This is a genomic window from Bradyrhizobium sp. CCGB20 (genome assembly GCF_024199855.1).
In the GTDB taxonomy this organism is placed as follows: domain Bacteria; phylum Pseudomonadota; class Alphaproteobacteria; order Rhizobiales; family Xanthobacteraceae; genus Bradyrhizobium.
Genome location: NZ_JANADN010000001.1, coordinates 4,288,062 through 4,313,818, shown reverse-complemented (window position 1 = coordinate 4,313,818; position 25,757 = coordinate 4,288,062). Strand labels below are relative to the sequence as shown.

Here is a 25,757-nt window from a genome sequence, read left to right as displayed (position 1 = left end):
CACGAGGAAAGGACCACCATGGCTCTCTATGAGCATGTATTTCTCGCGCGTCAGGACGCGAGCACGCAGCAGGTCGAAGAGCTGACTGCGCAGATGACCGGCATCGTCGAGGGTCTCGGCGGCAAGGTCACCAAGACCGAGAATTGGGGCGTTCGCTCCCTCACCTATCGCATGAACAAGAATCGAAAGGCGCACTTCGTGCTGCTCAACATCGACGCGCCGTCCGCGGCGATCGCCGAGATCGAGCGCCAGGAGCGCATCAGCGAAGACGTGATCCGCTATCTCAGCGTCCGCGTCGAGGAGCTGGAGGAAGGCCCGTCCGCGATGATGCGCAAGGCCGACCGCGACCGCGAGCGTGACGACCGTGGCGGCGGCTTCCGTGGCGACCGCGAAGGCGGTGGCTTCCGTGGCGACCGCGAGGGCGGTTTCCGTGGCGGCGATCGTGACGGTGGTGGCTTCCGCGGTGACCGCGGTCCGCGCCGTCCGCGTGACGAAGCTGAAACCACAACGACGGATGCGGAGTAAGATCAATGGCTGAAGCTGGTGCACGCCGTCCGTTTTTCCGTCGTCGCAAGAGCTGCCCGTTCACGGGCGCTAACGCTCCGAAGATCGACTACAAGGACTCCAAGCTCTTGATGCGCTACGTCTCCGAGCGCGGCAAGATCGTGCCGAGCCGCATCACCGCGGTGTCGGCCAAGAAGCAGCGTGAGCTCGCCCGTGCCATCAAGCGCGCGCGCTTCCTGGGCCTGCTGCCCTACGTCATTCGCTAAGACGAATTCGGCCGGCGGCAAAATTGCCGCCGGCCGTACTTCTTTTGGTTTCATAAGGCTTCCGGGTCGTCCGGTCGCCGATGGTTGGGGCGAGATGCCTCTAACCGCTCGAAGGGAGCGGGACAGCTGATGATGGCTTTTGGACTGATAGCCCTGATCGCCGGCGCTGCGTCGGCCCTGATGTTCGCCTCGATCGTGTCGGGCGCGCTGATCTCGCTCGTCCTGTTCTATCTCGCACCGCTGCCGCTGATGGTCGCCTCGATCGGCTGGGGTCCGCTTTGCGCGAGCCTCGGCGGCATCGCCGCCGCGCTCGGCCTCGGGGCCCTGTTCGGCCTGCCCTACTGCATCGCCTTTGCCGTCACCGTCGCGCTGCCGGCGTGGTGGCTCGGCCATCTCGTCCTGCTCAGCCGGCGGACAGGCCCCGTCACACCGGAGGCCGCCACCGAGCCGCCGGCCGAACCCGAGCTCGAATGGTATCCGGTCGGTCGCATTCTGCTGTGGATCGCGGGCTTCGCCGCGCTGACCACGATCGCCGCCCTGCTCACGCTCGGCACCGACGCCGACACCATCATCGGCACGCTGCGGCGCGGCCTGATGCGCCTGCTCCGCGCCACCGACCCGCAGACATCGGGCGAAGCCGGCCAGTTCGTCGACGCGCTGGTGCGCATCGCACCGGCCGCCGCCACCATCGTCGCGATGATGACGCTCACGCTCAATCTCTGGCTCAGCGCCAAGGTGACGGCGACGTCGGGCCGGCTGCGCCGTCCCTGGCCGGACATGATGACGGCCGAGCTGCCGCCGATGACCCTGGTCGGGCTCTGCGTCGCACTCGCCTTCTGCTTCACCGGCGGGTTGCTCGCGATCGTCGCGCAGATCGTCACGGCGGCGCTGATGATGGGCTACGCGTTCACCGGCTTCGCCGTGCTGCATACGCTGACGCTGGCGCTGAAGAGCCGCACCTTCTGGCTCGGCTCGACCTACGCCGTCGTCGTCGTGTTCGGCTGGCCCGTCATCGCGATGGTGATCCTCGGCCTTGCGGATGCGGTGTTCGGCTTCCGTGAGCGCTTCCTGCGCACACGCCAGCCGCCGCCACTGCCGACCCCTTAAGTTCAAGTTCGAAAATCCAACTCACTCAACACTTCAAAGGAGAACGAATATGGAAGTCATTTTGCTGGAACGCGTGAGCAAGCTCGGCCAGATGGGCGAAGTCGTGAAGGTTCGCGACGGTTATGCCCGCAATTTCCTGCTCAAGCGCGGCAAGGCGCTGCGCGCCACCGCCGACAACCGCGCCAAGTACGACGGCATGAAGGCCGATCTCGAGGCCCGCAACCTCGCGTCCAAGGCCGAGGCGTCCAAGGTCGCCGAGAAGATCGAGGGCAAGAACATCATCGTGATCCGTCAGGCTTCGGAAGCCGGCCAGCTGTTCGGCTCGGTCAACGTGCGTGACATCGTCATCGCGTTCGAAGCCGACGGCATTTCACTGGCTCGCCCGCAGATCCAGCTCGACGCACCGATCAAGACCATCGGCAAGCACTCGATCACCGTTGCCGTCCACCCCGAGGTTGAAGTCGAGATCACCGTCACGGTTGCACGCAGCCAGGACGAAGCCGAGCGCATCAACCGCGGCGAGGACATCTCGACCCGCAACGAGGACCGCGATGCGGCCGCCGAGGCGATCGCCGCCGCCGGCGAGTTCTTCGATCCGGAAGCCCAGCACGACGACGAGCCGGCGCCGGCCGCGGAAGAAACCGAGAAGTAAACCTCGCGTTCGCGCAGGTTGCGAAGCCCGGCCGCCTCAGGCGGCCGGGCTTTTCGTTTTCGTAGCGACGTCCTCGCTCAGCATCGCGATCGAGGCGAGCGCCGTTGCCGTATGCTTCTCGACGCCGTCGCTGACACAGAACACGTCGGCCGCGACCACGGAGACCTGGCGCCCCGGCTTGATCACCCTGGCCCGGCAGATCAGCTTCTCACCGACCGCCGGTGATAACAGATTGAGCTTGTATTCCGCCGTCAGCGCCGGCTGGCCGCGCGAGGTGGCCGCCGCGATGGTTGTGGCGTTGTCGACCAGGAAGGCGGTGACGCCGCCATGGAAGAAGCCGTGCTGCTGGAGCAGCTCCGGCCGGCGTTCGACCGCGATCGTGCAGGTGCCACGCGACAAGTCCGACAGCTCGGCGCCGACCAGGTTCATAAAACCCTGCCGGCCGACATTGGCGTGGATGCGCTCGGCTACGGCTGCGAATTCGGGATCTGCTTCGGCTCGCATGAGGCCTCTCCTCATTGTTTGTTGATGCGATCGGGCGGCCGCAATGCTCGGACGGCACAGGCGACCAGGGTGTCGGCTTCGCTGCGCGGATCGGCGCGGTCGCGTCCTGAGAGAAAGGCGCGGCAGAAGATCTGAGCAGGGCCGATCAGCTGGCTGACGAACATCACCGGCGTCATCGGCAAAAGCTCGCCGCTGGCAACGAGCGGCGCGCGCCAGCGCTCGATGCCTTCGGCAAGACGCGCATTCTGCGCGCGCTGGGCGTCGCGGACGTCCTCGCCCCATTCGCTGCGCGAGATCTCGAAGAGATAGCGCGCCTCGCGCCGGCTCGACACCACCCAGTCGAGATGCGCCCGGATCAGGCGATCGATGCCCTGCGCGGCATCGGGGGCAGGATCGAGCACGGCCAGCACTGCGGCGTGATAGTGCCTGAGCACCTCCAGGAACAGCGCGCCGGCGAGTTCCTTCTTCGAGCCGAAGGCGTGGAAGAAGCTGCCATTGGAAGCGCGCGCCCGTGCGCGGATCGCCGCCACCGTCGCAGCTTCGAAGCCGACGCGGTCGAACACGACAAGCCCGGCCGCCAACAGATCGTCACGCATGCTCGTCGTCATCGCCGCCTCCTAGAGCACTACTCTAGAGTGTTACTCTAATCGCGGTCAAGACGATGCTAAGGCCGCGATGGATGCGGCCTTCGGCAAGTCGACGGAAAATGGGGATCCTTATCGCGAAATCGGCGGTGTCGGCGAACCGGACGATTCGGCTGGCGCCGCAGCGGTCGCGGGCGATGCCGGCTCCTGCGGCTTCGCTGCCGGCTCGGAACTCGCGGCAGGCTTGGGAGCCGCTTCTTCGACCGGCTTGGGCGCAGCCGGCTCGGCGGGCTTCGCGGCGGCCGGTGCAGCCGGCGTCACCTGCGGGACCGGATCGGGTCGCAGCGCCGGAGCATCGCTGCCGCGCGGCTCGACCTTGGCGCTTTCGGGCTTCGCCTCGTCGCGGCCGGGCTCAACCTTGGCCGTGTCGGGCTTCGGCTCGGGCTTGGGTTCGGGCTTCAACTCGGGCTTGGACTCGCCCTTCTTGTCGTCGGCGGCCGGTGTGGCGGCGTCGACCTTCGGTGCTTCCTCGGTCCCAGGCTTGCCGCGACGCTTACCTTTGCGTCCCTCGGGCGCTGCCTGGCCCTCGAGCTTCGCACCTTCCTTGGATCCCTCTTCGGGCGGCCGCGCCGCGCGCTTCTGACGCGCGCCCTCCGCCGCGGGAGCAGCCTCGCCTTCCGGCCTGGCGGCGTCCTGCGAGCGCTGGCGGCGCCCCTGATGTTCCGGCGCCTGGCCCGGAGCCGTATTGGCTTCCTTATCCTTGGCGCCGTCTTTCTTGTCCTTGCCGTCCTTGGCCTGATAGCGGGTGTCGGTGGCACCGTTGGAGACGAGATAGGAAGCGAGCACGCCGGCCATGTCGGAGCTGGTCGTGTAGTGCTGGCGCAGGAAGCCCGGCAGCGAGCCCGGCGCGACCGTCTTCAACAGACCGCGCGGGCTCTTGTGGCAGACATTGCAGGTCTGCGCGAAAAGCTGGGATGGGGCCTTGCCCGCCTCGAGGTTCGTCGCCTGCGCCAGAACGGCGTCGGTCGCGCCGAAGCCGATCAGAAGCAGTACCGTCGCGAGGCTGAGCGCTCGGCTCGACATCCCATCATCTCCATTGAATTCATGCGATTGCAGCCGGCATCCGGCGCCGCGGCGGGTCACCTTTTAGCGGATTGAGCCGCGAATGGAAGCAGCCCGCGCACGCAAGGATGTGATTAAGCGATTTTCGAATTCGGCTGTGATCACTGTGCAATAGCGCAGCATCTCGTTCGAACGCCGGAGGCCTGTGAGACCACGCGCCGCCTGCCGGAAAGCGGCAGATCGTCGCAAAGCCACATCGCCGCAGACGCCCCTCTGCGTGCGCGCCGAACCCGGGCCTGAAGCTGAATCAATCCTAGTGATGCAAGGTCGAAATCGGAGCGGACGGGAAAGAGGCCGTTAACGCCAATTGCTCCCGCAGGTCCGCGAGGGTCTCCGGCGAGACAGGCTCGCGCCGCACTTCGGGCCGCTCGGCGTGCTGCATGGCCGCGATCAGCCCCGTCAGCCAAAGCCGGCTGCCTGCCTCGCTTCGCCAATTCTGGTGCTGCCGTTCTGGCCGCATCGCTTGCCTCGTTCCCTGATGGCGGGAGACAACCCCCCGCCGGCCCGCCGGTTCCGGTGGTACCCCGAAAGAATCCGGGGAGATGTGATCTGTTTCACATAAGTCTTGTCGGGCTCGGCTTAGACCGTCGCTATGAGCAAGCAGACCCAAACCTCATTCGACGCGCAGGAAGACCTCCGCACCGATTACGCCCTGATCGCCACCGGCATCGGAGCGGCCCTGGCTGCACTGGTCTACCTTCTGCTGGTCTGAATCTGAGCCCAGAGCTCCCTTCGTGCGTCATTTCGCGCACTTCTCGATACGTCTGCCCGCCGATCCATTAGGTTCACCTCATCCTGATTTTTCCGTGGCGCGGTCACGGTCCCCGCTGGACGGGCGAGTTCCGCGAAAATCCGTCAAGCGCGCGGCATGCTGCGGTTGCCAATCATCCACCGCTTTTAAGATCGGTTGATAGCGGCGAGCTTTTGCTTCCGCTTTGGCCCGGGGCGGCGCTTTATCCCGGCCCCGCATCCGCCCAGAAAATTGCTAACGCTCGACCATGGCCCTGACTGATTCGAACGTCCTCAAACTCGCGCCCGAGCCCGGAACTCCCGCCTATCGGAGTGCTCCGCATAATATCGAGGCGGAACAGAGCCTTCTGGGCGCGATCCTGGTCAACAACGACGCCTTCTATCGGGTCTCCGACTTCCTGGAGCCGAAGCACTATTTCGAGCCGCTGCACCAGACCATCTACGAGACCGCCGGCAGCCTGATCCGGATGGGCAAGATCGCCACGCCCGTCACGCTGAAGACGTTCCTGCCCGCCGACACTGACGTCGGCGGCATGACCATCGGGCAGTATCTGGCGCGGCTCGCGGCGGAAGCGACCACCATCATCAACGCCCAGGATTACGGCCGCACCGTCTACGATCTGGCGCTGCGCCGCGACCTGATCGGCATCGGCGAGGACATGGTCAATGTCGCCTACGACGCCCCGGTCGACTTCGCGCCGCGGGCGCAGATCGAGGACGCCGAGCGCCGCCTGTACGAGCTCGCCGAATCCGGCCGCTATGACGGCGGCTTCCAGAAATTCTCGCAGGCGTTGACGGTCGCGGTCGACCTCGCGGCGAAGGCGTTCCAGCGCGACGGAAAGCTGTCGGGCATCTCGACGGGCTTGCGCGACCTCGACACCAAGATGGGCGGCCTGCAGCACTCCGACCTCATCATCGTCGCGGGACGTCCCGGCATGGGCAAGACGTCGCTGGCGACCAACATCGCCTACAACGTCGCGCAGGCCTACGTTCCGGAGCTCCAGGCCGACGGCACCATGAGGGCCGCCAATGGCGGCGTCATCGGTTTCTTCTCCTGCGAAATGTCGGCCGACCAGCTCGCCACGCGTATCGTGGCCGAGCGCACCGGCATTCCCTCCTCCCACATCCGCCGCGGCGGCATCTCCGAAGCCGATTTCGAGAATATCCGCCAGGTCTCGATCGAGCTGCAATCGCTGCCGTTCTATGTCGACGCGACCGGCGGCCTGTCGATCGCGCAGCTGATGGCGCGTGCACGCCGGCTCAAGCGCCAGAAGGGCCTCGATCTGCTCGTGATCGACTACATCCAGCTGCTGTCGGGCTCGGGCAAGCGCGCCAGCGACAGCCGCGTGCAGGAAATCACGGAGATCACGACCAGCCTGAAGGCGCTGGCGAAGGAGCTCAACGTTCCGGTCATCGCTCTGTCCCAGCTCTCACGCCAGGTCGAATCCCGCGACGACAAGCGGCCTCAGCTCTCCGACTTGCGTGAATCCGGCTCGATCGAGCAGGACGCCGACGTCGTGCTGTTCGTGTATCGCGAGGAATATTACCTCGCGATGAAGGAGCCGCGCCCCGGCACGCCCGAGCACGAGAAATGGCAGCTCGACATGAGTCTTGCGCACGGCAAGGCCGAAGTCATCATCGGCAAGCAGCGCCACGGCCCGACAGGCACCGTCGATCTGGCGTTCGAAGCCTCGGTCACGCGGTTCGGCGACCTCGCGCCTGACAGTCAGCTGCCGGCTCGCAGCGGTGGCGACTACTGAGTTTCTTGAACCAGAGACGCCTCTTGCGTAAAACGGCGCCATGACAATGGCGTCCGACCCGAAAATGACCCCGCAAACCGGCCTTCTCTCCGCGGAGGCCAATCAGGCTGCCGCGCTCGCTGCCTTCGGCGGCGTGCTCACCGTCGACCTCGACGCCATCATCGCCAATTGGCGCAAGCTCGAGAAGACGGCAGTGCCGGCCGAATGCTCGGCCGTCATCAAGGCCGATGCCTATGGCTGCGGCGCCGAGCAGGTCTCGCGTGCCCTGAGCAAGGCTGGCTGCAAGACCTTCTTCGTCGCCACCATCGAGGAAGCGCGCAAGGTGCGCGCGGCCGTACCGGAGCCCACGATCTACGTGCTCGGCGGCTATTTCCAGAACACCGGCGAGCACTACGCCAAGATCAATTGCCGGCCGGTGATCGGCGATCTCAACGAGCTTGCCGAGTGGGACGTGTTCTGCCGCCGCACCGGCTGGACCGGCGGCGCCGCAATCCACGTCGACACCGGCATGAACCGGCTCGGGCTGACGCTTGCGGACGCGCAGGCGATCATCCCCCGCATCCACGCGGGCGACCACGGCATTACGCTGGTGATGAGCCATCTGGTCTCGGCTGAGCAGCTCAACAGTTCCGTGAACGCCAAACAGCTCGCGGCCTTCCGCGGCATCGCCAGCGAATTCTCCGGCGTGCCGGCGGCGCTCGCCAATTCCTCAGGCGTTTTCCTCGGCGCGCCGTTCCAGTTCGACCTGGTGCGGCCGGGCGCGGCGCTCTACGGCGTCAACCCGACGCCGGAGGCCGACAATCCGATGCAGCCGGTGGTCGACCTCAAGGCCCGCATTGTGCAGATCCGCACTGTCGATCGCGGCGAGAGCGTCGGCTATGGCGGCACCTGGACCGCGCGGCGTCCGACCAGGCTCGCGATCATCGCGGTCGGCTACGCCGACGGCTATTTCCGCGCCGCCAGCTCCAATGACGGCACCCGCGGCGCCGAGGTCATCGTCGCCGGCAAGCGCTGCCCGGTCGCAGGCCGCGTCTCCATGGACCTGATCGCGATCGACATCACCGATCTGCCGCCGAACGCAGCGCGGCGCGGCCACATGGTGACGTTGCTCGGCGAGGGCATCACCGTCGACGAGCTCGCGCATCATTTCGGCACCATCGGCTACGAGGTGCTGACCAGCCTCGGCCACCGCTACGCCCGCGTCTACAAGGGCGGCAATGTGGTGGAGCCGCTGGCAAGGCCGGAGCCTGCGCAGCCGGCCGAGCAGCCGCCCTCGCCGCCGCCCGTCGAGCAGCCGGCGAGCCCGCCACCGCTGCCGAGCTGAACGTCTCGCCGCTTACTTCTTCCGGCTGTCGAGCGCCGTCTTGCAGGACGCGCTGAGCTGATCGCGCTTGGCGTTGAGGCAGGCGATGATCTTGCCGCCGCCCGGCGCGATGCCGGCGCAGAATTTGTCATAGTCCGCCTTGCATGCGCCGCGCGGATCGGACGATTGTGCCGAAGCGACTCCGGAGAACGCAACGACGAATGCAATGGCGGCAAAGCTCAACTTGGACATTGTATCTCCGGAGACGGAAGGCAGGAGCCGGTAGCTCTACATGAAGATTGCGACATTCAACATCAACAACATCAATCGCCGCCTGCCCAATCTGTTGGCATGGATGAAGGCGGCGAAGCCCGATGTCGTCGCGCTTCAGGAATTGAAGGCAAGTGATGGCGAATTTCCGGCGGCGGCGATCGAAAAGGCCGGCTACGGCGCGGTCTGGTGTGGACAAAGGACGTGGAACGGCGTCGCCATCCTCGCCCGCAACGCCGAGCCCGTGCTGACGCGCGACCGCCTGCCGGGAAAGCCTGCAGATCTCGAGGCGCGCTACATCGAGGCCGCCGTGCGCGGAATCATCGTCACCAGCATTTACCTGCCAAACGGCAATCCGCAGCCGGGCCCGAAATTCGACTACAAGCTCGACTGGTTCGCGCGGCTCAAGCGCCACGCCAAAACCTTCATCAAGCAGGATCTGCCCGTGGTGCTCGCCGGCGATTACAACGTCGCGCCTGGTGAGATCGACATCTATCCGACGCGGTCATGGGACAAGGATGCGCTGATCCAGCCGAAGAGCCGTGCGGCATTCGCCTCGCTCGTCGAACAAGGCTGGTGCGATGCGATCCGAGAACTGCACCCGGAGAAACGCATCTACACGTTCTGGGACTACAAGCGGAACCGGTGGCCGCGCGATGCGGGCCTGCGGCTCGATCATCTCCTGCTCAGCCCTGCCCTCGTCTCGCGCCTGGCCAAGGCCGGCGTCGACAAGGAGGTCCGCGGCGAGGACGGCGCCAGCGATCATGCGCCGGCGTGGGTGGTGCTGAAGCCGCGATGACAGTGCCGTAGGGTGGATTAGCCCGCGGCTGCGCGAAGCGCGGTCGCTGGCGTAATCCACCGTTTCTGTCTCTGCGGATATGAACAGTGGCGGATTACGCTGCGCTAATCCGCCCTACTGCCGAGTTCAGATCAGCGCCCGTAGTAGTCCTGCACCGTATCCCACGCCGCCTTCTGCAACAGTTCCACCGTCGGCGCATCCAGCCCCATCGTGTAGGAATTGCCGACCGGCGAGCGGCCCGTCAGCGCGGCGAGCGTGACGCACGTCGCCAGATACGTGCCGGCCGGGCTCGGATGCCGCTTGTCCGGTGCATAGAGATTAAGCTCCGGCTGCAGCTTGCGGACGCGCGCAAACGCGAGACCTGCCGGAATGACCAGCGCATCGTTGGCATTGCCCGCGACCGTATAGGCCTCCGCCAATGCGTCCGTCATCTCGGGCTTGTCGGCATAGGCCCAGGACATGAACAGCACCGGCCGCATGCCATGGGCGCGCACGATGTCGCTATCCTTCTTCGCGAAGGTCGCGAAGACGTCCTTCAATTGCGGATGGATCGGGCACTGGCTGCAATCCATCATCACGACCGCGTCGTACTGCCTGCCGGGCTTGTTGAAGACGACGTTGTTCTGCTCGTCGAAGGAATAGGCGCCGAGGCCGCCCGGCCGCAGCAGATTGTCCATGTCGTGCCAGTCGAGGCCGGAGCCGCCGATCGTGGCCATGGTGTTGCGATACGCCGCCTTGTTGGCCGCGTCCGCGGCTCGCTCCATGAACGAGAGATGCCCGGGCATGCCGTTGTTGTAGTAGAAGAAGCTGTTGCCGACGAACAGGGTCGCCTTCGGGAAGTCGGGCCCTGCTGTCGTGACCTTCGGCTTGGTTTGCGCCTGTGCATTGAAGCCGGCTGCAACGGCCAGACACATCGCAAGCATCACTCGCGCAAAAAGACGCATCATGATTTCTCCCCTTGTTGTCCGGGGCCGGAACCAAATCAGCTTTTCAAAAGAGCCTCAAGAGCACGGGCGTGGAGCAGACATGCGTGAGCCCGGCACTCACCACAAATTCCTGCCGTCGATCATGTTCACCGGCACGGCCTCGAGATCGAAATCGTCGAACAGGCGTGCGTTCACTGCGACCTTGGGATTGTCGAAATCCGGCTTGCCGGTCGACCAGTCCGGGGACTCCGAATAAGTGCCGCAGCCGCAGCTTGCGCAGAAATGATGTTTGACCGTGCGGCTGCCCCACAGATAGGTCGCGACATTGTCCGGGGGTGACAGCAGGCGAAACTGCGCCGGCGTGTAGTACGCCCACAACGCGCCGCGCTTGGCGCAGAGCGAACAGGTGCAGCGGGTCACGCTCGCGGGCGCCTCCGTCACCTCGAACACCGTCTCACCGCAATGACAGCTTGCCTCGATCGGCATGACCCGCTCTCCGTTTTGTCAGGAGGTGGTCGTAGCCTGCCCCTGCTGCCAACATGCTGTCAGCAGCGCAATTCGTCACGGAGCTTCGTTCGAGGAGAGCCGCCTGGCATTTGCGGCCACATGCTCGCGATAGCGCTGGACGATCGCCGCCGGCGTTGCTCCGGCGAGCAGGTTCGCTGCCGCCTCGAAGGCCGCGGCGATCTTCTCGCTGACCATCAGCACGGCCTCCTGCCCGGCCGCCTCGTCGCCATGGCGGAGCTTCTCGCAGCGCAGCCGCACCACTTCGCTCGCTTCAACCGCGAGCATCGCGCCGGCAAACCAGGGAAAGCCGTTGTCGGATCCGCCGAGCACCGCATGGCGGTCGAGCGCGGAGAAGGAATGGTGATCGGGCATCGCGGGACCTCAAATTCTTTGAGCGAACGCTCCGATCAATACGCTTCAAATTTGAAGGATCAGGCCGGGGAACCGGTCGGATTGGGCGTGCCTGCGACACCCGCCATTAACCAAGGCCCTTGACGCGGTCGCTCTGGTTAGCCTACTGGTCTGACCAAGATCAGACCAAAAGAGACCGGGATGGAGCTGAAGCGCGCCGCCGAGGGCGAAAAAGGGTTCGAGAAGGTGTTCGCCTTCTTGCGTGAGCGCCTGCTTGCGGGATCGCTCAAGCCCGGTGACCGCCTGATTTCCGAACGCGAGCTGGCAACCCAGCTCGGCGTCAGCCGTCCGATCGTCCGTGAGGCGCTGCGTGCCCTCACCGTGCTCGGCATCGTCGAGATCCGCGACCGCATCGGCACCGTGGTGACGCGGCCGGACGTCTCCGTGCTGAACGACTTCTTCACCTTCGCGCTCGCCCAGCAGGCGGACATGCTCGACGACGTCATGCAGGCCCGCGTCGCGATCGAATGCCAGGCGATCCGCCTCGCCTGCGAGCGCGCCAACATCGCCGATTTCGAACGCCTCCAGCGCGCACTCGCCAAGATCGGGGACACCATCGACGAGGCCGATGCCGGCGGCATGGCCGACTTCGATTTCCATCGCGCCATCGTCGTGGCCTCGCATTCGGAGACGTTGACGGTCCTGCACAGCTCCATGGCCGGCCTGCTGACGCATTCGCATCGCAGCCGCCGCGAGCTGGTACAGGCCTTACCGTCGATGAAGACCTATCTGATCGACGACCACCGCCGCATCTTCGAAGCCGTGATCGCGCGCGATCCCGAGCGCGCGGACGCGACGCTGCGCAAGCATTTTGCCATCGGCGACGAATACCGCAGGCGCGCCGTCGTCGGCGACATCGACAAGACCAGCGCCTCGGGCTGACCGCAGACCAACGAACCAAGAAACGGACAAGCAACATGGGACGGAACGACAAGGGCAAGGTCGGCTTCATCGGCATCGGCACGATGGGCCGGGAGATGGTGCGCAACCTCCTGGTGGCCGGGCACGCGGTTCGCGTCTTCGATCTCAACGAGGCCGCATTGGCCGACAGCGCGAAGGAAGGCGCGACCCGCGCCAACAGCCCCGCCGATGCCGCGCATGGCGCCGACATCGTCATCACGATGCTGCCCGACACGCCCCATGTCGAGGCGACCGTTTACGGTGAGCAAGGCCTGCTGAAGTCGCCTCCATCAGGCAAGCTGATCGTCGACATGAGCACGATCTCGCCGGTCGCGGTCCGCCGGATCCATGCCGACCTGCAAAAGGTCGGCGTCAGCTTCATCGACGCGCCGGTCTCGGGCGGGCCCGTCGGCGCCAAGAACGCCGCGCTCTCGATCATGGCCGGCGGCGATGTGGCCGCCTTCGCGCAGGCCGAGCCGTTCTTTCGCGCGATGGGCACGACCATCACGCATGTCGGCGCATCCGGTGCCGGCCAGACAGTCAAACTCTGCAATCAGCTGATCTGCGGCATCAACATCCAGGCGATCTGCGAGGCCCTGGCGCTCGGGCGCGCTTCAGGCCTCGATCTCGATCTGCTGCGCAAGGTTTTGCTCGGTGGCTCCGCCGCCTCCTGGATGCTGGACAAGCTCGGCCCCGCGATGATCGCTGGCGACGTCTCCGCCGGCTTCCGGATCGACCTGCAGCTCAAGGACCTTCGGCTCGTGCAGGAGCAGGCCCAGGCGCTGAGCGTGCCCCTGCCCGGCACCGCGCTCGTCACCAGCCAGTATGTCGATGCGCGCGCCCACGGCGAAGGCAGCAACGGCAATCAGGCGCTGTTCCGCGTCTACGACCGCATGACCAACCAGACCACTGGCTGAACCTGATACGATGAGCCTCCAACTCGACTTTCCCGCAGTGCTGGAGCGTTGGCCGAGTTTTGTGGCCGGCGCCGCCCTCACGCTGGAGCTTGCGGCCTTCGCGACGGTGCTGGGCGCCCTGCTCGGCACGCTCGCGGCGGTCGGACGCGGCACGCACAATTCGCTGATCGCGGGCGCCTGCAAGGCTTATGTCGAGACCATCCGCAACACGCCGCTGCTGGTGCAGATCTTCCTGGTCTATTTCGGCCTCGCCAGCCTGGGTCTGAAATTCTCCGCCTTCACCGTCGCGGTGGCCGCGCTGACGATCAATGTCGGCGCCTACACCGCCGAGATCATGCGCGCCGGATTCGAGGCGATCCCGCGCGGACAGATCGAGGCCGCCGAGGGGCTGGCGCTGTCGCGCCTGCAGATCTACTGGCACATCATCCTGCTGCCGGCGATCGAGAAGGTCTATCCGGCGCTGACCAGCCAGTTCGTGCTGTTGATGCTGGCCTCCTCGGTCTGCTCGCAGATCTCGGCCGAAGAGCTCACCGCCGTCGCCAACTACATCCAGTCGGACACCTACCGGGCATTCGAAACCTACATCATCGTCGCCGTGCTCTACGTCATTCTGTCGCTGGTGATGCGCGCCGGCTTCTGGGGCCTCGGCCTCGTACTGTTCCCGCGCCGTCGCCGGCTCGGCACGCCGTTGTGAGATGACCATGGGCGGACATCTCAACATCAACCATCTGATGTTCCTCGGCCAGGGCGCGCTGTGGACCGTCGGTCTCTCGGTGATCGCGCTGATCGGCGGCGGCATTGTCGGCTTCGTGATCGCGCTGGCGCGAATCTCGCCGCTTAGATCTCTGCGGATCGCCAGCGGCGTCTATGTCCAATTGATCCAGGGCACGCCGCTGCTTGTCATCCTGTTCCTCGGCTATTTCGGCCTCGCTGCCATCGGCCTCAAAGTGTCGCCGCTCGCTGCCGCCGGCGCCTCGCTGACGCTCTATGTCGCCGCCTATCTCGGCGAGATCTGGCGCGGCTGCATCCAGTCGGTGCCGAAGCCGCAATGGGAAGCCGCCGAGGGCCTCGCGCTGAGCCGCACCCAGCGCATGATGAAGGTGATCCTGCCGCAGGCGATCCGCATCGCGACGCCCCCGACCGTCGGCTTCATGGTGCAGATCATCAAGAACACCTCGCTCGCCTCCGTCGTCGGCTTCGTCGAGCTGATGCGCTCGGGCCAGATCGTCAACAACTCGCTGTTCGAGCCGTTCGCCATCTACGCGATCATCGCCGTCGTCTATTTCGCCATGTGCTATCCCCTGTCGCTGTTCAGCCAGAAGCTGGAACGACGGATGGGGCGTGGCACGTCCAACCTCGCGCCAGCCTGACATGCAGCAAAACCCCTCCTCCCCCGAACCGATCGTGTCGCTCCGCGACGTGCAGAAGAGCTTTGGCCCGCTCCGGGTGCTCGACGGCGTCTCCTTTGCCGTCGAGCGCGGCGAGGTGCTGGCGCTGATCGGCCGCTCAGGCTCCGGCAAGAGCACCGCGCTGCGCTGCATCGACCGCTTCGAGAAGGTCGACGGCGGCGAGATCGTCGTCTGCGGGCACCGCGTCGATCGTCCCGACGTCGATCTGCGCGCGCTGCGCCAGGACGTCGGCATCGTATTCCAGAGCTACAATCTGTTTCCGCATCTCACGATCGAGCAGAACATCACCCTGGCGCCCTGCGCGGTGAAAGGTATGGCCACGTCGCATGCAAAGGACCTCGCGCGAAAAGTGCTGGCGCAGGTCGGGCTCGAGGAGAAGCTGCACGCCTATCCCGAACAGCTCTCCGGCGGCCAGCAGCAGCGTGCGGCGATCGCCCGCTCGCTGGCGATGCAGCCGAAGGTCATGCTGTTCGACGAGGTCACCTCCGCGCTCGATCCCGAGCTCACCGCCGAGGTGCTCAAGGTGATCGAGCAGCTCGCGGCAGACGGCATGACCATGGTGATGGTCACCCACGAGATGGGCTTTGCCAAGGGGATCGCCGACCGGATCGTCTTCATGCATCGCGGCAAGGTCCACGAGACCGGATCCGCCTCGATCCTGACGTCGCCGACCACGCCCGAACTCACGCAATTCGTGGGCACAGGAAACTTAAAATCATAACAGGAAGGGAGAACCAAGGATGACAAACAAGAAGCTTCTGGGGACCGCCGCTGCGCTGCTCGGCCTCGCCATGATATCGGCCACGCCGGCATCAGCCGACCTGCTCGACGACATCACGCAGGCCAAGAAGATCCGCATTTCGACGGACGTCGCCATTCCGCCCTCGGGCATGATGGACGCGAGCATGAAGCCGACCGGCTCCGACGTCGAAGTGGCGCAGCTGCTCGCCAAGGACTGGGGGCTCGAGCTCGAATTCATCCAGACCACCGGCGCGACCCGCATCCCCAACGTCCTGACAGGCAAGGCCGACATCATCATCTCGACCCTGTCGGTGACGCCCGATCGCGCCAAGGTCATCGACTTCACCAAGCGCTATGCGACGCTGCAATCCGACGTCGGCTGCCTGAAATCCTCGACCGTCAAGGACTGGCCCGACCTGAAGGACAAGCAGATCGGCGTCTCGCGCGGCACCACGCAGGACACCACCCTGTCCAACATGAAGGACAAGGACCTCAAGATCGCTCGCTACGACGACGACGCCACGATGGTGACGGCGGCCGTCTCCGGCCAGGTCGACTGCGTCGCCTCCTCCGCGACGATCATCAACCAGATCGGCGTGAAGAATCCTTCGCGCGTGTTCGAATCCCGGATTCCGCTGGCGACCTTCGACCTCGCCATCGGCCTGAAGAAGGGCGAGCAGCGCCTGATGGACAAGCTCAACGCCTGGATCACGGAAAACGTCAAGAACGGCAAGCTCAACGCGATCTACAAGAAATTCCACGGCGTCGAGCTGCCGCCGGACATGCGTAGCTAAGACCAGAAACAATCGTGACAGCCGCATGCGGCTGTCACGACCCATGCAAGATCAAGAAGGACATCACATGCGTCTCGTCATCGGATCCGACCACGCCGGCTGGCCGCTCAAGCAGACCGTTATCGACCACATCCGCAAGCTCGGCCACGACGTCATCGATGTCGGCTCCTACGACGACAAGCCGGTGGACTTCCCCGACATCGCGCGGGCGGTCGCCCAGAAGGTGACCTCGGGCGAAGCCGCGCGCGGCATCATGGTCTGCGGCACCGGCGTTGGTGCCTCGATCGCCGCCAACAAGATGAAGGGCATCCGCGCCGCGGTCTGCCACGACGTCCATTCCGCCCATCAGAGCGTTGAGCATGACGACGTCAACGTCATGTGCATCGGCGCGCAGATCGTCGGCGCCTGGCTCGCGGTCGATCTCGTCTCGTCCTATCTCTCGGCCGAATTCTCGACCGACGAGGACTTCCGCCGCCGCGTCGAGAAGCTGCGCGTCATGGACGAGCAAGGCTGACGCCCCGCTCAGACCGGGCATGCGCGGGGCGATCGGTTCCCTTACCTGGAACGGATCGCCCGCACGGCCGGCGACGGCTAAACTCTCCCGATTCGTGGAGAGCAACTTGGCCTTCCTCTTCGTCCTTATCGTCGGCCTGATCGCCGGCACCGTCTCGGGCATCGTCGGCACCGGCTCGTCGATCATGCTCATGCCGGTGCTGGTCTATGCTTACGGGCCGAAGGAAGCCGTGCCCATCATGGCAGTGGCCTCCGTGATGGCGAATTTCTCCCGGATCCTGGCCTGGTGGCGCGAGGTCGACTGGCGCGCTTGTGCAGCCTATTCCGTCACCGGCATTCCGGCCGCGGCGCTCGGCGCCCGCACGCTGCTCGCGCTCCCCTCGCACGCGGTCGATCTCGCCATCGGCACCTTCCTGATCGCGATGGTGCCGGTGCGGCACTGGCTGGCGCGGCATGACCTGAAGGCCAATCTCTGGCACCTGGCGATCGGCGGAGCGATCATCGGCTATCTCACCGGCATCGTGGTCTCGACCGGACCGCTCAGCGTGCCGCTGTTCCTGTTCTACGGCCTGTCCAAGGGCGCCTTCCTCGCCACCGAGGCCGCCTCCTCGCTCGGGCTCTACTTCGCGAAGTCCGTGACGTTCGAGCGGTTCGGCGCCCTGACCGGCGACGTGTTCGTCAAGGGCCTGATCGCGGGCTCCTCGCTGATGTCAGGCGCCTTCATTGCCAAGCGTTTCGTGCTTCACTTGAAGCCGGAGATGTTCCGCATGGTGATGGACGCGATCATGATCGCCGCCGGGCTCTCGATGTTGTGGAATGCGACCCAGCCGTAGGCCCGCTCAGGCAGCGAACTCCGGCGCGATCGACGGGCTCTCCGCAAGAACACGGCTTTCCGCCGGCGCCTGTCCCGCGAGCCATCGCAGCACGGCCTCGAGCGGCTGCGGCCGCTGATAGAAATAGCCCTGCCCGAGCGTCACGCCCATCTCGCGCATGGCTTGCGCCTGCTCGGCCCGCTCGATGCCTTCCGCGACCAGGGTCAGCCCCAGCGTGCCGGCGAGCGAGGCGATGACGCCGACGATCGCCTTGTCTTCCGCGCTGGCCGGGATCTCGCTGATGAAGGCCTTGTCGATCTTGACCTTGTCGAGCGGGAAACGCCTGAGATGGGCGAGCGAGCTGTAGCCCGTGCCGAAATCGTCGAGCGCGATGGTTGCGCCGAGGCGCCGCAGGCGATGCAGCGTCTCGGAGGCGCTGGCGATGTTGTTGATCAGCGAGCCCTCGGTGATCTCGAGCTCCAGCAATGATGCCGCGACATCGAAGCGCGCGCAGGTCGCGCGCAGCTCTGCGGCGAACGAATGGTCGGCAAGCTCGGACGGCGGCAGGTTGATCGCGATCCGGATGTGCGGCTTGCCGGCCGACGCCAGTCGTTGCAGCGCGCGGCAGGCATCGGTCAGCACATAGCGCGTCAGCTGCGCATTGTTGCCGCTGCGCTCGATCAGGGGGAGGAATTCGCCGGGACCGATCAGGCCATGTTCGGGATGGCGCCAGCGGATCAGCGCCTCGAGGCCGACGACGGCCTGGCTCTCGAGGTCGACCTGGCTCTGATACCAGACCTCGAACTGCCCCTCGGCGAAACCCGTGGGAATGGCGAGCTCGAGATCCCGGCGGCGGCGATAGTCGCGCTGGAGCGCTTCGTCCAGCACGGCGACCGTGCCGGGCGCCTTGCTCTTGGCGTGGTAGAGCGCGATGTCGGCGAGCGCCGGCAGATGCGACAATTCAGGATCGCCGGCGCGGCGCACGGCAAGGCCGATGCTGGCGCGCGGCACGACCTGTTTGTCGTGCAGCCGGATCGGCTCGGAGATCGCATCGAGCAGCTGGCGCGCGAAGGCCTGGGCGGTCGCTTCATTGCTGACCTCGGGGCGGATGACGACGAATTCGTCGCCGCCGAGCCGGGCCACCCAATCCTGCGGTTCGACCGCATCACGAAGGCGCTCGGAGATGTGCACCAGGAACTTGTCGCCGGCATCATGGCCGAAGGTGTCGTTGATGCCCTTGAAGTCGTCGAGATCGATGAAGCAGAAAGCGATCAGCGAGTCCGGCGAGCCGGCATCGCTGCTCAGGGTCACCAGGTGCTCAGACAGCGAGCGGCGATTGGGCAGGCCCGTCAGCGGATCGTGCGCGGCCATGTGCCCGAGGCGGTCGAGCGCACCCGAAGTCGTATGCTGCATGGCGTTGAAGGCGTGCGCGAGCTGGCCGAATTCGTTGGACGATTTGATGTCCGCCGGATAGGCGCGGCCGTCCTGCTTGCTGCGCTGAATAGCCGACATGATCGCGGCGAGCGGCTTGCCGATGAAGATGTCGGCCGAGATCCGCATCGCAACCATGGTCGCAAACGTTGCGAGCAGGCCGACGACCAGAAGCAACATCAGCCGGCTGCCCGTGTCCGCGTAGACCGTCGCATAGGAATAGGCGATCGCGATACGGCCGGCCTGCACGGCGATGTTGCCGTTCCTGTAGTTGATCGGACGCGAGACTTCCGCGACCGCCTGGTCCGCCGGACGCGCCACCACGCGTGCGATCGCAACGCCGGTGTCGTCATAGACCGCCGCCGCGGCGATGGTCTCGTCGTGCATGATCTCGTTGAGCACGCTCGTGACCTGGTCGTAACGCATCTTCCAGAGCGGCTCGGCGATCAGCTCGGCGCGGCTGTCGGCCGTGCGGACAATGCGGGCGTCGAGCTGCCTGATCTGCGACCAGAAGCTCGAGGCCTCGACGCCGGCGGAGGCAAGCAGCTGCACCACCAGCAGCACCGGCACGGTGGCCCAGATCATCGCACGGACGACCGAGCGCGAGCGCGACGGCGGCGCGTGCTGCTTGCGATCCGGATCGCTCGTGTCGTTACCGTTTCGCATCAGTCGGCAGCGCCTTCCGGCGGCGTCAGCGAAGAGATGAGCGCATCGATGGAGAAATCATACTGGCCGCAGCGCCCCGCCCTCGCCCTGAAACGTGCGAAGTCGATCCGGTCGAAGGCGCGCGTCTTGATGAGGTCTCCGACCGCAGCGAGATTGCCGCGCGTGATCGCAGCCGTCTTCGCCTCGACGCGGGGCGATACCGCCGCGAAATCGCAGCCGTCGGCGTAGTCGCGCAGCAGAACGATCGACCAGCCGCCGAGCAGGAAATGCCCGCCGTCGGTCAGCAGGAGACGGCCCGCCTTGATCTCGCGCAGTGCGTCCTCCGACCAGTTGAGGCCGACCAGCTGGATGTTCCGGCCCGGCGTGAGGCCGGCAGCGACCACCGCGCGAAGCGCGCCGAGCGCCATCGGATCGTTTCCGGCCCAGATGCCGGCAGGCCGGATCTCCTTGCGCGCGGCCCAGCTCAGGTAATTCGTGGTGACCTGCTCGGCCTCCGACTGGGTCCAGTTGGCGAACAGCATCCGGTCCACCACCACATCGGGCGCGGCGTCCACCGCGAGTTTGAGGCCGGCGTTGCGGGCGATCGAGGCCGGCGTGATCTCGTCGCCGCCGATGCCGAGAATGTGGATCTTGCCGTCCGGGCTCTGCCACTTCTCGGCGCGCGCCACGCTGATCAGCGCATTGGCCATCCGCGCGCCCGCGGTCTGAAGATCCGTCGTGATGTCGCCGAGCCAGGTCTTGAGCTTTTGCCGGGGCGGTCCGAGACGCGCCGCGTCGTCACCGATCAGCGTGTTCGACAACAGCAGCGTCCTGACGCCGGCAGCCTCGGCCGCCTCCAGGATCGGCACGGCGGCGGATTCCTCGTTCGACAGGATGAGGAAGTCCGGCTTGTCGGCGCGCGCCACCACGCCGAGCCCGAGCTCCTGCATGGTGCGATAATTGCGTTCGCTGGTCAGCACCTCGACATGAGCATCGAGCTTGCGGCCGGCGGCCTGCATGGTCTGCGAAACCATGTCCCAATAGACCTCGCCGGTCTTGCCGGGGTTGACGAAAACGATGTTGAGATGCCTCGCGTCGGCCGCAACGGCGCCGCCGGGCGGCACAAATACGCCGCAGGCGATGCCCACAGCGAGCACGATCCGCAAGACTACCGTCATTCTGTTCGCTACCCCGTATTGGTTCCGAAACTGGACCGGTGTCCGCTAATATTTGGCAAAGTCCGGAACGGCGCCGCGGCGCAGAGCTAACAAAGGGTGTATCGGCTGATGTGAATTGCGCTAATTGGGGGGCTGGCGATCGCCGTCTCCACCCGTCATTCCGTGCTATCAGCAAACCAGAAACCCTCGACTCGCTGTCCCCATGGCCAAGAACACGCTTTCCTTCGTCTGCCAGAACTGCGGCGCGGCCTATAACCGCTGGCAGGGCAAGTGCGAGTCCTGCGGCGAGTGGAATACGCTGGCCGAGGAGGACACGACCGGCAGCGTGCCAGTCTCGATCCGCTCCAAGCGCAAGGGCCGGACCTTTGCGCTGGAGAGTCTCGCCGGCAAAAGCCCGGACGCGCCGCGCCTGTCTTCAGGCATGACCGAGCTCGACCGCGTCACCGGCGGCGGCTTCGTCCGCGGCTCGGTGCTGCTGGTCGGCGGCGATCCCGGCATCGGCAAATCGACGCTGCTGACGCAGGCCACCAGCATGATGGCGCGCGCCGGGCATCGCATCGTCTACATCTCCGGCGAAGAGGCGGTCGCGCAGGTACGGCTGCGCGCCGAGCGGCTCGGCCTGTCGGATGCGCCGGTGCAGCTTGCCGCCGAGACTTCGGTCGAGGACATCGTCTCGACGCTGTCGGAAGGTGCGGTCCCGCGGCTGATCGTGATCGACTCGATCCAGACCATGTGGACCGACACGGTGGAATCCGCGCCCGGCACGGTCACCCAGGTGCGCGCCTCGGCGCAGGCGCTGATCCGCTTCGCGAAGAAGACCGGTGCGGCCATCATCCTGGTCGGCCATGTCACCAAGGACGGCCAGATTGCCGGCCCCCGCGTGGTCGAGCACATGGTCGACGCGGTGCTGTCGTTCGAGGGCGAAGGCTCGCAGCAATTCCGCATCCTGCGCGCCGTGAAGAACCGCTTCGGCCCGACCGACGAGATCGGCGTGTTCGAGATGACGGGACTTGGCCTGCGCGAAGTCACCAATCCTTCCGAGCTGTTCCTGTCCGAGCGCGACCTCGGCACGCCCGGCACCGCGGTCTTCGCAGGGATTGAGGGCACAAGGCCCGTTCTGGTCGAATTGCAGGCGCTGGTGGCGCCGACCTCGCTCGGCACTCCGCGCCGGGCCGTGGTCGGCTGGGATCAGAGCAGGCTCTCCATGGTGCTGGCGGTGCTGGAGGCCCATTGCGGGGTCAAACTGTCCGGTCACGACGTCTATCTGAACGTCGCAGGCGGCCTGCGCATCCACGAGCCGGCGGCCGATATGGCCGCTGCTGCCGCGCTGGTGTCGTCCCTGGTTAATGCGCAGTTACCCACCGACGCGGTCTATTTCGGCGAGATTTCGCTCTCCGGCGTGATCCGGCCGGTGGCGCAGACCCCGGCCCGGCTCAAGGAAGCCGTCAAACTCGGCTTCAAACGCGCCGTGCTGCCCGAATCGGCCCGGGGCGACTCCGGCGGCGATGCCGGACTGTCCCTGAACGCCGTCAACAGCCTCACGACCCTCGTGGCCGAGATCGCCGCCAAGGGCTCCCGCCGCGGCGAACAGAGCGCGCCGGCGGAGAAAAATGCCACACCGGCAAGATTCCGCCGTGGAGAGGGTTAGGCGGAGGTGACGTCCTCCGCCCCCGCCGCTATACAGCCGTCACAAAAGCAGCATGGGATTGCGTGGTTGCGGCCTTGCCGGGAACGCCGTCTGGCCCTCACTTAGGGCCACGGCCAAACACCGATTCGCTGAGCACCTTTGAAGTACGAGCGGACCAGACCAGCCGATGCCAGTAACCATCCTCGACCTGATCCTGCTCGGTGTGATGCTGATCTCGGGCCTGCTCGCCATGGTCCGCGGCTTCATGCGCGAAATTCTCTCGATCGCGGCCTGGGGCGCGGCGGCCATCGTGACGCTGTACTCGTTCTCGAAGCTGCTGCCGACCGCCAAGACCTATTTCAACAACGACACGGTCGCGAGCGTGGTCGTCGTTGCGGGCGTGTTCGTCGGAACCCTGGTCGTGGTCTCGGTGATCACGGTCCGGATCTCCGACATGATCCTGGATTCGCGCATCGGTGCGCTGGATCGCACCCTGGGCTTCCTGTTTGGGCTGGCTCGCGGGCTTTTGATCGTCGTGGTCGCGTTCCTGTTCTTCACCTGGCTGGTGCCGGACAAGCAGCGCCCGGACTGGGTCACGGGGGCCAAGTCCCGCGTGGTGCTCCAGGGAACCGGCGATTGGCTGATGGCCCTCTTGCCTGACGACCCCGAGAACACCATCTTGAAGAGATTCAAGAAAAACAAACCAGATGATGATCAAGCTGATTCCGAGCAGCAGCCTTCGGGCAGTGGCGACGGATACAGCAAACCGGCTCGTGACAGCCTTAAAAAGCTGATCGAGAAACCTGCGGCGCGTTGATTTAGCCCTAAAGAGAGGCGCGGACGAGATGCGACACCCTGACCAGGACGCCCAGCTTGACCACGATCTCGGCCCAGCCGCGCTCGAGCTACAGGATGACCTGGAGGGGGATACGCTGCGCGAGGAATGCGGCGTCTTCGGCATCTACGGCCACCCCGACGCCGCAGCCATTACCGCGCTCGGTCTCCACGCCCTTCAGCACCGCGGCCAGGAAGCCGCCGGCATCGTCTCCTACGACGGCAGCCGCTTTCACTCCGAACGCCGCCTCGGTCTCGTCGGCGACACCTTCTCCCGCCGCGAGGTGATCGACCGCCTGCCCGGCAATATGGCCGTCGGCCATGTCCGTTACTCCACCACCGGCGCCACCATCCTGCGCAACGTGCAGCCGCTGTTTGCCGAGCTCAACGCCGGCGGCCTTGCGGTCGCCCACAACGGCAACCTCACCAACGGCCTGACGCTGCGTCGCGAGCTCGTGCGGCACGGTGCGATGATGCAGTCGACCACCGACACCGAGGTGATCCTGCACCTGGTCGCACGCTCCAAGCGCGGCCGCTTCATCGAGCGCTATATCGACGCGCTGCGCGAGATCGAGGGCGCCTATGCGCTGGTCTCGCTGACCAACAAGAAGCTGGTCGGCGCGCGCGATCCGCGCGGCATCCGTCCGCTGGTGCTCGGCGAGCTCGATGGTTGCCCGATCCTGACCTCGGAGACCTGCGCGCTCGACATCATCGGCGCGCGCTTCATCCGCGACATCGAACCGGGCGAAGTCATCGTGTTCGACGAGAACGGCCAGGACATTCACAAGCCGTTCCCGCCGATGGCGCCGCGGCCCTGCATCTTCGAATACATCTATTTCTCCCGTCCGGACTCCATCGTTCACGGCCGCTCGGTCTACGAGGTGCGCAAGGCCTTTGGTGCGCAGCTCGCGCGCGAGAGCCATGTGCCGATCGACGTCGTCGTGCCGGTGCCGGATTCCGGCGTGCCGGCCGCGGTCGGCTACAGCCAGCATTCCGGCGTGCCGTTCGAGCTCGGCATCATCCGCAACCACTATGTCGGCCGCACCTTCATCCAGCCGACGCAGGCGATCCGCGAGTCCGGCGTGCGCATGAAGCATTCGGCGAACCGCGCCGCGATCGAGGGCAAGCGCATCATCCTGATCGACGACTCGCTCGTGCGCGGCACCACCTCGAAGAAGATCGTTCGCATGATGCGCGATGCGGGCGCGAAGGAAGTGCATTTCCGCCTCGCCTCGCCGCCGATCCTCTATCCCGATTATTACGGCATCGACCTGCCGGATCGCGGCGGCCTGCTGGCCGCGACGCATTCGCTGGAGGAGATGCGCGAGATCATCGGCGCCGACTCGCTCGCCTTCCTGTCGATCGACGGCATGTACCGCGCCATGGGCGAGCCCGGCCGCGATCCCGCCAATCCGAAGTTCTCGGATCATTGCTTCACCGGGGCGTATCCGACCCACCTCACCGACCAGACCCAGACCGAGCAGCAGCCGCGGCAATTGTCGCTGCTGGCGGAGGCGAGCTGACGGCACAGCCGTCATCCCGGGGCGATGCGAAGCATCGAGCCCGGGATCTCGACGTGTTGCCTCAAACGTCTGGATTCCGGGTTCGGTCCTGCGGACCGCCCCGGAATGACGACGTAGTGGGGGCTTGTCCCGGCCATCCACGCCTGTAAAACCCCGCCATGACAAATCCCCTCGCCAACCGCATCGCTCTCGTCACCGGCGCCTCGCGCGGCATCGGCTTCGCCACGGCACGCGCGCTGGCCAAGGCCGGCGCGCATATCGTTGCGGTCGCACGCACGCAGGGCGGGCTGGAAGAGCTCGACGACGAGATCCGGAAGGACGGCGGCAGCGCCACGCTGGTGCCGCTCAATCTCACCGATTCCGACGGCATCGCACGCCTCGGCGCGGGCCTCCATGAGCGCTACGGCAAGCTCGATATCCTGGTCGGCAATGCCGGCGTGCTCGGCCCCTCCTCGCCGGTCGGTCATATCGAGCTGAAGGCCTTCACCGACGTGATGGCGGTCAACGTCTCCGCGAACTTCCAGCTGATCCGCTGCATGGAGCCCCTGCTGAAGCAGTCCGACGCCGGCCGCGCCGTGTTCATCACCTCGGGCGCCGCCAACAAGGCGACCGCCTATGTCAGCCCCTACGCCGTCTCCAAGGCCGCGCTGGAGACGCTGGCCCGCGCCTGGGCGCAGGAGACCGCGAACACACCGATCCGTGTCAACCTGTTCAATCCCGGCCCGGTCCGCACCCGCATGCGCGCCACGCTGATGCCGGGCGAGGACCCCGCCACGCTCGACACGGCCGAGCAGGTCGCCGAATTCATCGTGCCGATGTGCGGACCCGGCTGGACCGAGACCGGCAAGTTCTACGACTACAAGACCCGCACCCTGATGAGCTTCCGCGCGCCTGCGTAATTGCCTTGCCTGATTGACTCGCGTGCCTCCCCGCGTTTGACTGCCGCTGCTCAAGCGGCAGCAAGCCGC

General features: G+C 65.8%; 28 protein-coding genes. 19 read left to right on the top strand and 9 right to left on the bottom strand.

Annotated features, from left to right (window positions below):
* Nucleotides 1-18: 18 nt before the first annotated feature.
* The 4 genes from rpsF (at nucleotide 19) to rplI (ending at nucleotide 2,529) form a co-directional block, all read left to right on the top strand.
* Complete coding sequence (gene rpsF, locus NLM15_RS19810) at nucleotides 19-525, top strand: 30S ribosomal protein S6 (RefSeq protein WP_254118731.1); 507 nt, start codon at nucleotides 19-21, stop codon at nucleotides 523-525.
* A gap of 5 nt (nucleotides 526-530) precedes the next feature.
* On the top strand, nucleotides 531-770 hold the full coding sequence (rpsR, locus tag NLM15_RS19805) for a 30S ribosomal protein S18 (protein ID WP_007592020.1): 240 nt from the start codon (nucleotides 531-533) through the stop codon (nucleotides 768-770).
* A gap of 129 nt (nucleotides 771-899) precedes the next feature.
* Entirely contained in the window at nucleotides 900-1,877 is a 978-nt protein-coding gene (locus NLM15_RS19800; RefSeq protein ID WP_254118730.1) for a DUF2232 domain-containing protein, read from the top strand.
* A 49-nt stretch (nucleotides 1,878-1,926) separates the two neighbouring features.
* Nucleotides 1,927-2,529, top strand: coding sequence for a 50S ribosomal protein L9 (rplI, locus tag NLM15_RS19795; RefSeq protein WP_254118729.1), 603 nt, complete (start codon nucleotides 1,927-1,929; stop codon nucleotides 2,527-2,529).
* Nucleotides 2,530-2,565: 36 nt separating this feature from the next.
* Here the strand turns inward: rplI and NLM15_RS19790 are convergent, their stop codons facing one another.
* The 3 genes from NLM15_RS19790 to NLM15_RS19780 form a co-directional block, all read right to left on the bottom strand.
* Complete coding sequence (locus tag NLM15_RS19790; protein ID WP_254118728.1) at nucleotides 2,566-3,033, bottom strand: PaaI family thioesterase; 468 nt, start codon at nucleotides 3,031-3,033, stop codon at nucleotides 2,566-2,568.
* Nucleotides 3,034-3,044: 11 nt separating this feature from the next.
* Nucleotides 3,045-3,641, bottom strand: a complete 597-nt coding sequence (locus NLM15_RS19785; RefSeq protein WP_254118727.1) for a TetR/AcrR family transcriptional regulator — start codon at nucleotides 3,639-3,641, stop codon at nucleotides 3,045-3,047.
* A 108-nt stretch (nucleotides 3,642-3,749) separates the two neighbouring features.
* The gene (locus NLM15_RS19780; RefSeq protein ID WP_254118726.1) at nucleotides 3,750-4,700 is read right to left on the bottom strand and encodes a hypothetical protein; all 951 of its coding nucleotides are present in this window, start codon (nucleotides 4,698-4,700) and stop codon (nucleotides 3,750-3,752) included.
* Between the two features lie 1,037 nt (nucleotides 4,701-5,737).
* Here NLM15_RS19780 and NLM15_RS19775 point away from each other — a divergent pair.
* Together NLM15_RS19775 and alr are read left to right on the top strand one after the other, a co-directional pair.
* The gene (locus NLM15_RS19775) at nucleotides 5,738-7,249 is read left to right on the top strand and encodes a replicative DNA helicase (protein ID WP_254118725.1); all 1,512 of its coding nucleotides are present in this window, start codon (nucleotides 5,738-5,740) and stop codon (nucleotides 7,247-7,249) included.
* Between the two features lie 46 nt (nucleotides 7,250-7,295).
* Nucleotides 7,296-8,573 carry an alanine racemase gene (alr, locus tag NLM15_RS19770; protein WP_254124299.1) on the top strand — a complete coding sequence of 426 codons (1,278 nt, stop codon included), beginning with the start codon at nucleotides 7,296-7,298 and terminating at the stop codon, nucleotides 8,571-8,573.
* A gap of 12 nt (nucleotides 8,574-8,585) precedes the next feature.
* Here alr and NLM15_RS19765 read toward each other — a convergent pair whose 3' ends face one another.
* Nucleotides 8,586-8,804 carry a cysteine rich repeat-containing protein gene (locus tag NLM15_RS19765; protein WP_254118724.1) on the bottom strand — a complete coding sequence of 73 codons (219 nt, stop codon included), beginning with the start codon at nucleotides 8,802-8,804 and terminating at the stop codon, nucleotides 8,586-8,588.
* A 40-nt stretch (nucleotides 8,805-8,844) separates the two neighbouring features.
* Between NLM15_RS19765 and NLM15_RS19760 the strand changes: the two genes are divergently transcribed.
* Nucleotides 8,845-9,621, top strand: a complete 777-nt coding sequence (locus NLM15_RS19760) for an exodeoxyribonuclease III (RefSeq protein WP_254118723.1) — start codon at nucleotides 8,845-8,847, stop codon at nucleotides 9,619-9,621.
* Nucleotides 9,622-9,752: 131 nt separating this feature from the next.
* Here the strand turns inward: NLM15_RS19760 and NLM15_RS19755 are convergent, their stop codons facing one another.
* The 3 genes from NLM15_RS19755 to NLM15_RS19745 all read right to left on the bottom strand — a co-directional run bounded on the left by NLM15_RS19755 (nucleotide 9,753) and on the right by NLM15_RS19745 (nucleotide 11,426).
* Nucleotides 9,753-10,568 carry a hypothetical protein gene (locus tag NLM15_RS19755; protein ID WP_254118722.1) on the bottom strand — a complete coding sequence of 272 codons (816 nt, stop codon included), beginning with the start codon at nucleotides 10,566-10,568 and terminating at the stop codon, nucleotides 9,753-9,755.
* Nucleotides 10,569-10,664: 96 nt separating this feature from the next.
* Nucleotides 10,665-11,033 (bottom strand): GFA family protein, encoded by a 369-nt coding sequence (locus NLM15_RS19750; RefSeq protein ID WP_254118721.1) that lies wholly within the window; start codon nucleotides 11,031-11,033, stop codon nucleotides 10,665-10,667.
* 75 nt (nucleotides 11,034-11,108) lie between these two features.
* Nucleotides 11,109-11,426 (bottom strand): hypothetical protein, encoded by a 318-nt coding sequence (locus NLM15_RS19745; protein WP_254118720.1) that lies wholly within the window; start codon nucleotides 11,424-11,426, stop codon nucleotides 11,109-11,111.
* 180 nt (nucleotides 11,427-11,606) lie between these two features.
* On the opposite strand from NLM15_RS19745, the gene NLM15_RS19740 reads away from it, so the two are divergent.
* The 8 genes from NLM15_RS19740 to NLM15_RS19705 all read left to right on the top strand — a co-directional run bounded on the left by NLM15_RS19740 (nucleotide 11,607) and on the right by NLM15_RS19705 (nucleotide 17,572).
* Nucleotides 11,607-12,347, top strand: a complete 741-nt coding sequence (locus NLM15_RS19740) for a FadR/GntR family transcriptional regulator (RefSeq protein WP_254118719.1) — start codon at nucleotides 11,607-11,609, stop codon at nucleotides 12,345-12,347.
* Entirely contained in the window at nucleotides 12,293-13,282 is a 990-nt protein-coding gene (locus NLM15_RS19735) for an NAD(P)-binding domain-containing protein (protein WP_254124298.1), read from the top strand. Before NLM15_RS19740 ends, NLM15_RS19735 begins: the two co-directional genes overlap by 55 nt.
* 10 nt (nucleotides 13,283-13,292) lie before the next feature.
* Nucleotides 13,293-13,976, top strand: coding sequence for an amino acid ABC transporter permease (locus NLM15_RS19730; protein WP_254118718.1), 684 nt, complete (start codon nucleotides 13,293-13,295; stop codon nucleotides 13,974-13,976).
* 7 nt (nucleotides 13,977-13,983) lie between these two features.
* Entirely contained in the window at nucleotides 13,984-14,652 is a 669-nt protein-coding gene (locus tag NLM15_RS19725) for an amino acid ABC transporter permease (RefSeq protein ID WP_254118717.1), read from the top strand.
* Between the two features lies 1 nt (nucleotide 14,653).
* Nucleotides 14,654-15,412, top strand: a complete 759-nt coding sequence (locus NLM15_RS19720; protein WP_254124297.1) for an amino acid ABC transporter ATP-binding protein — start codon at nucleotides 14,654-14,656, stop codon at nucleotides 15,410-15,412.
* 19 nt (nucleotides 15,413-15,431) lie between these two features.
* Nucleotides 15,432-16,226, top strand: coding sequence for a transporter substrate-binding domain-containing protein (locus NLM15_RS19715; RefSeq protein WP_254118716.1), 795 nt, complete (start codon nucleotides 15,432-15,434; stop codon nucleotides 16,224-16,226).
* A gap of 67 nt (nucleotides 16,227-16,293) precedes the next feature.
* The gene (gene rpiB, locus NLM15_RS19710) at nucleotides 16,294-16,740 is read left to right on the top strand and encodes a ribose 5-phosphate isomerase B (RefSeq protein ID WP_212433903.1); all 447 of its coding nucleotides are present in this window, start codon (nucleotides 16,294-16,296) and stop codon (nucleotides 16,738-16,740) included.
* A gap of 106 nt (nucleotides 16,741-16,846) precedes the next feature.
* Nucleotides 16,847-17,572 carry a sulfite exporter TauE/SafE family protein gene (locus NLM15_RS19705; RefSeq protein WP_254118715.1) on the top strand — a complete coding sequence of 242 codons (726 nt, stop codon included), beginning with the start codon at nucleotides 16,847-16,849 and terminating at the stop codon, nucleotides 17,570-17,572.
* A 6-nt stretch (nucleotides 17,573-17,578) separates the two neighbouring features.
* Here NLM15_RS19705 and NLM15_RS19700 read toward each other — a convergent pair whose 3' ends face one another.
* Nucleotides 17,579-19,648 (bottom strand): bifunctional diguanylate cyclase/phosphodiesterase, encoded by a 2,070-nt coding sequence (locus NLM15_RS19700; RefSeq protein WP_254118714.1) that lies wholly within the window; start codon nucleotides 19,646-19,648, stop codon nucleotides 17,579-17,581.
* Complete coding sequence (locus NLM15_RS19695) at nucleotides 19,648-20,805, bottom strand: ABC transporter substrate-binding protein (RefSeq protein WP_254118713.1); 1,158 nt, start codon at nucleotides 20,803-20,805, stop codon at nucleotides 19,648-19,650. The genes NLM15_RS19700 and NLM15_RS19695 overlap by 1 nt, the downstream gene beginning before the upstream one ends.
* Before the next feature lie 202 nt (nucleotides 20,806-21,007).
* Between NLM15_RS19695 and radA the strand changes: the two genes are divergently transcribed.
* The 4 genes from radA to NLM15_RS19675 all read left to right on the top strand — a co-directional run bounded on the left by radA (nucleotide 21,008) and on the right by NLM15_RS19675 (nucleotide 25,688).
* On the top strand, nucleotides 21,008-22,453 hold the full coding sequence (gene radA, locus NLM15_RS19690) for a DNA repair protein RadA (protein ID WP_254118712.1): 1,446 nt from the start codon (nucleotides 21,008-21,010) through the stop codon (nucleotides 22,451-22,453).
* 166 nt (nucleotides 22,454-22,619) lie between these two features.
* Nucleotides 22,620-23,249, top strand: a complete 630-nt coding sequence (locus tag NLM15_RS19685) for a CvpA family protein (protein ID WP_097665957.1) — start codon at nucleotides 22,620-22,622, stop codon at nucleotides 23,247-23,249.
* Between the two features lie 28 nt (nucleotides 23,250-23,277).
* Nucleotides 23,278-24,789, top strand: a complete 1,512-nt coding sequence (gene purF / locus NLM15_RS19680) for an amidophosphoribosyltransferase (RefSeq protein WP_254118711.1) — start codon at nucleotides 23,278-23,280, stop codon at nucleotides 24,787-24,789.
* Nucleotides 24,790-24,947: 158 nt separating this feature from the next.
* Entirely contained in the window at nucleotides 24,948-25,688 is a 741-nt protein-coding gene (locus NLM15_RS19675) for an SDR family NAD(P)-dependent oxidoreductase (RefSeq protein ID WP_254118710.1), read from the top strand.
* Nucleotides 25,689-25,757: the final 69 nt, after the last annotated feature.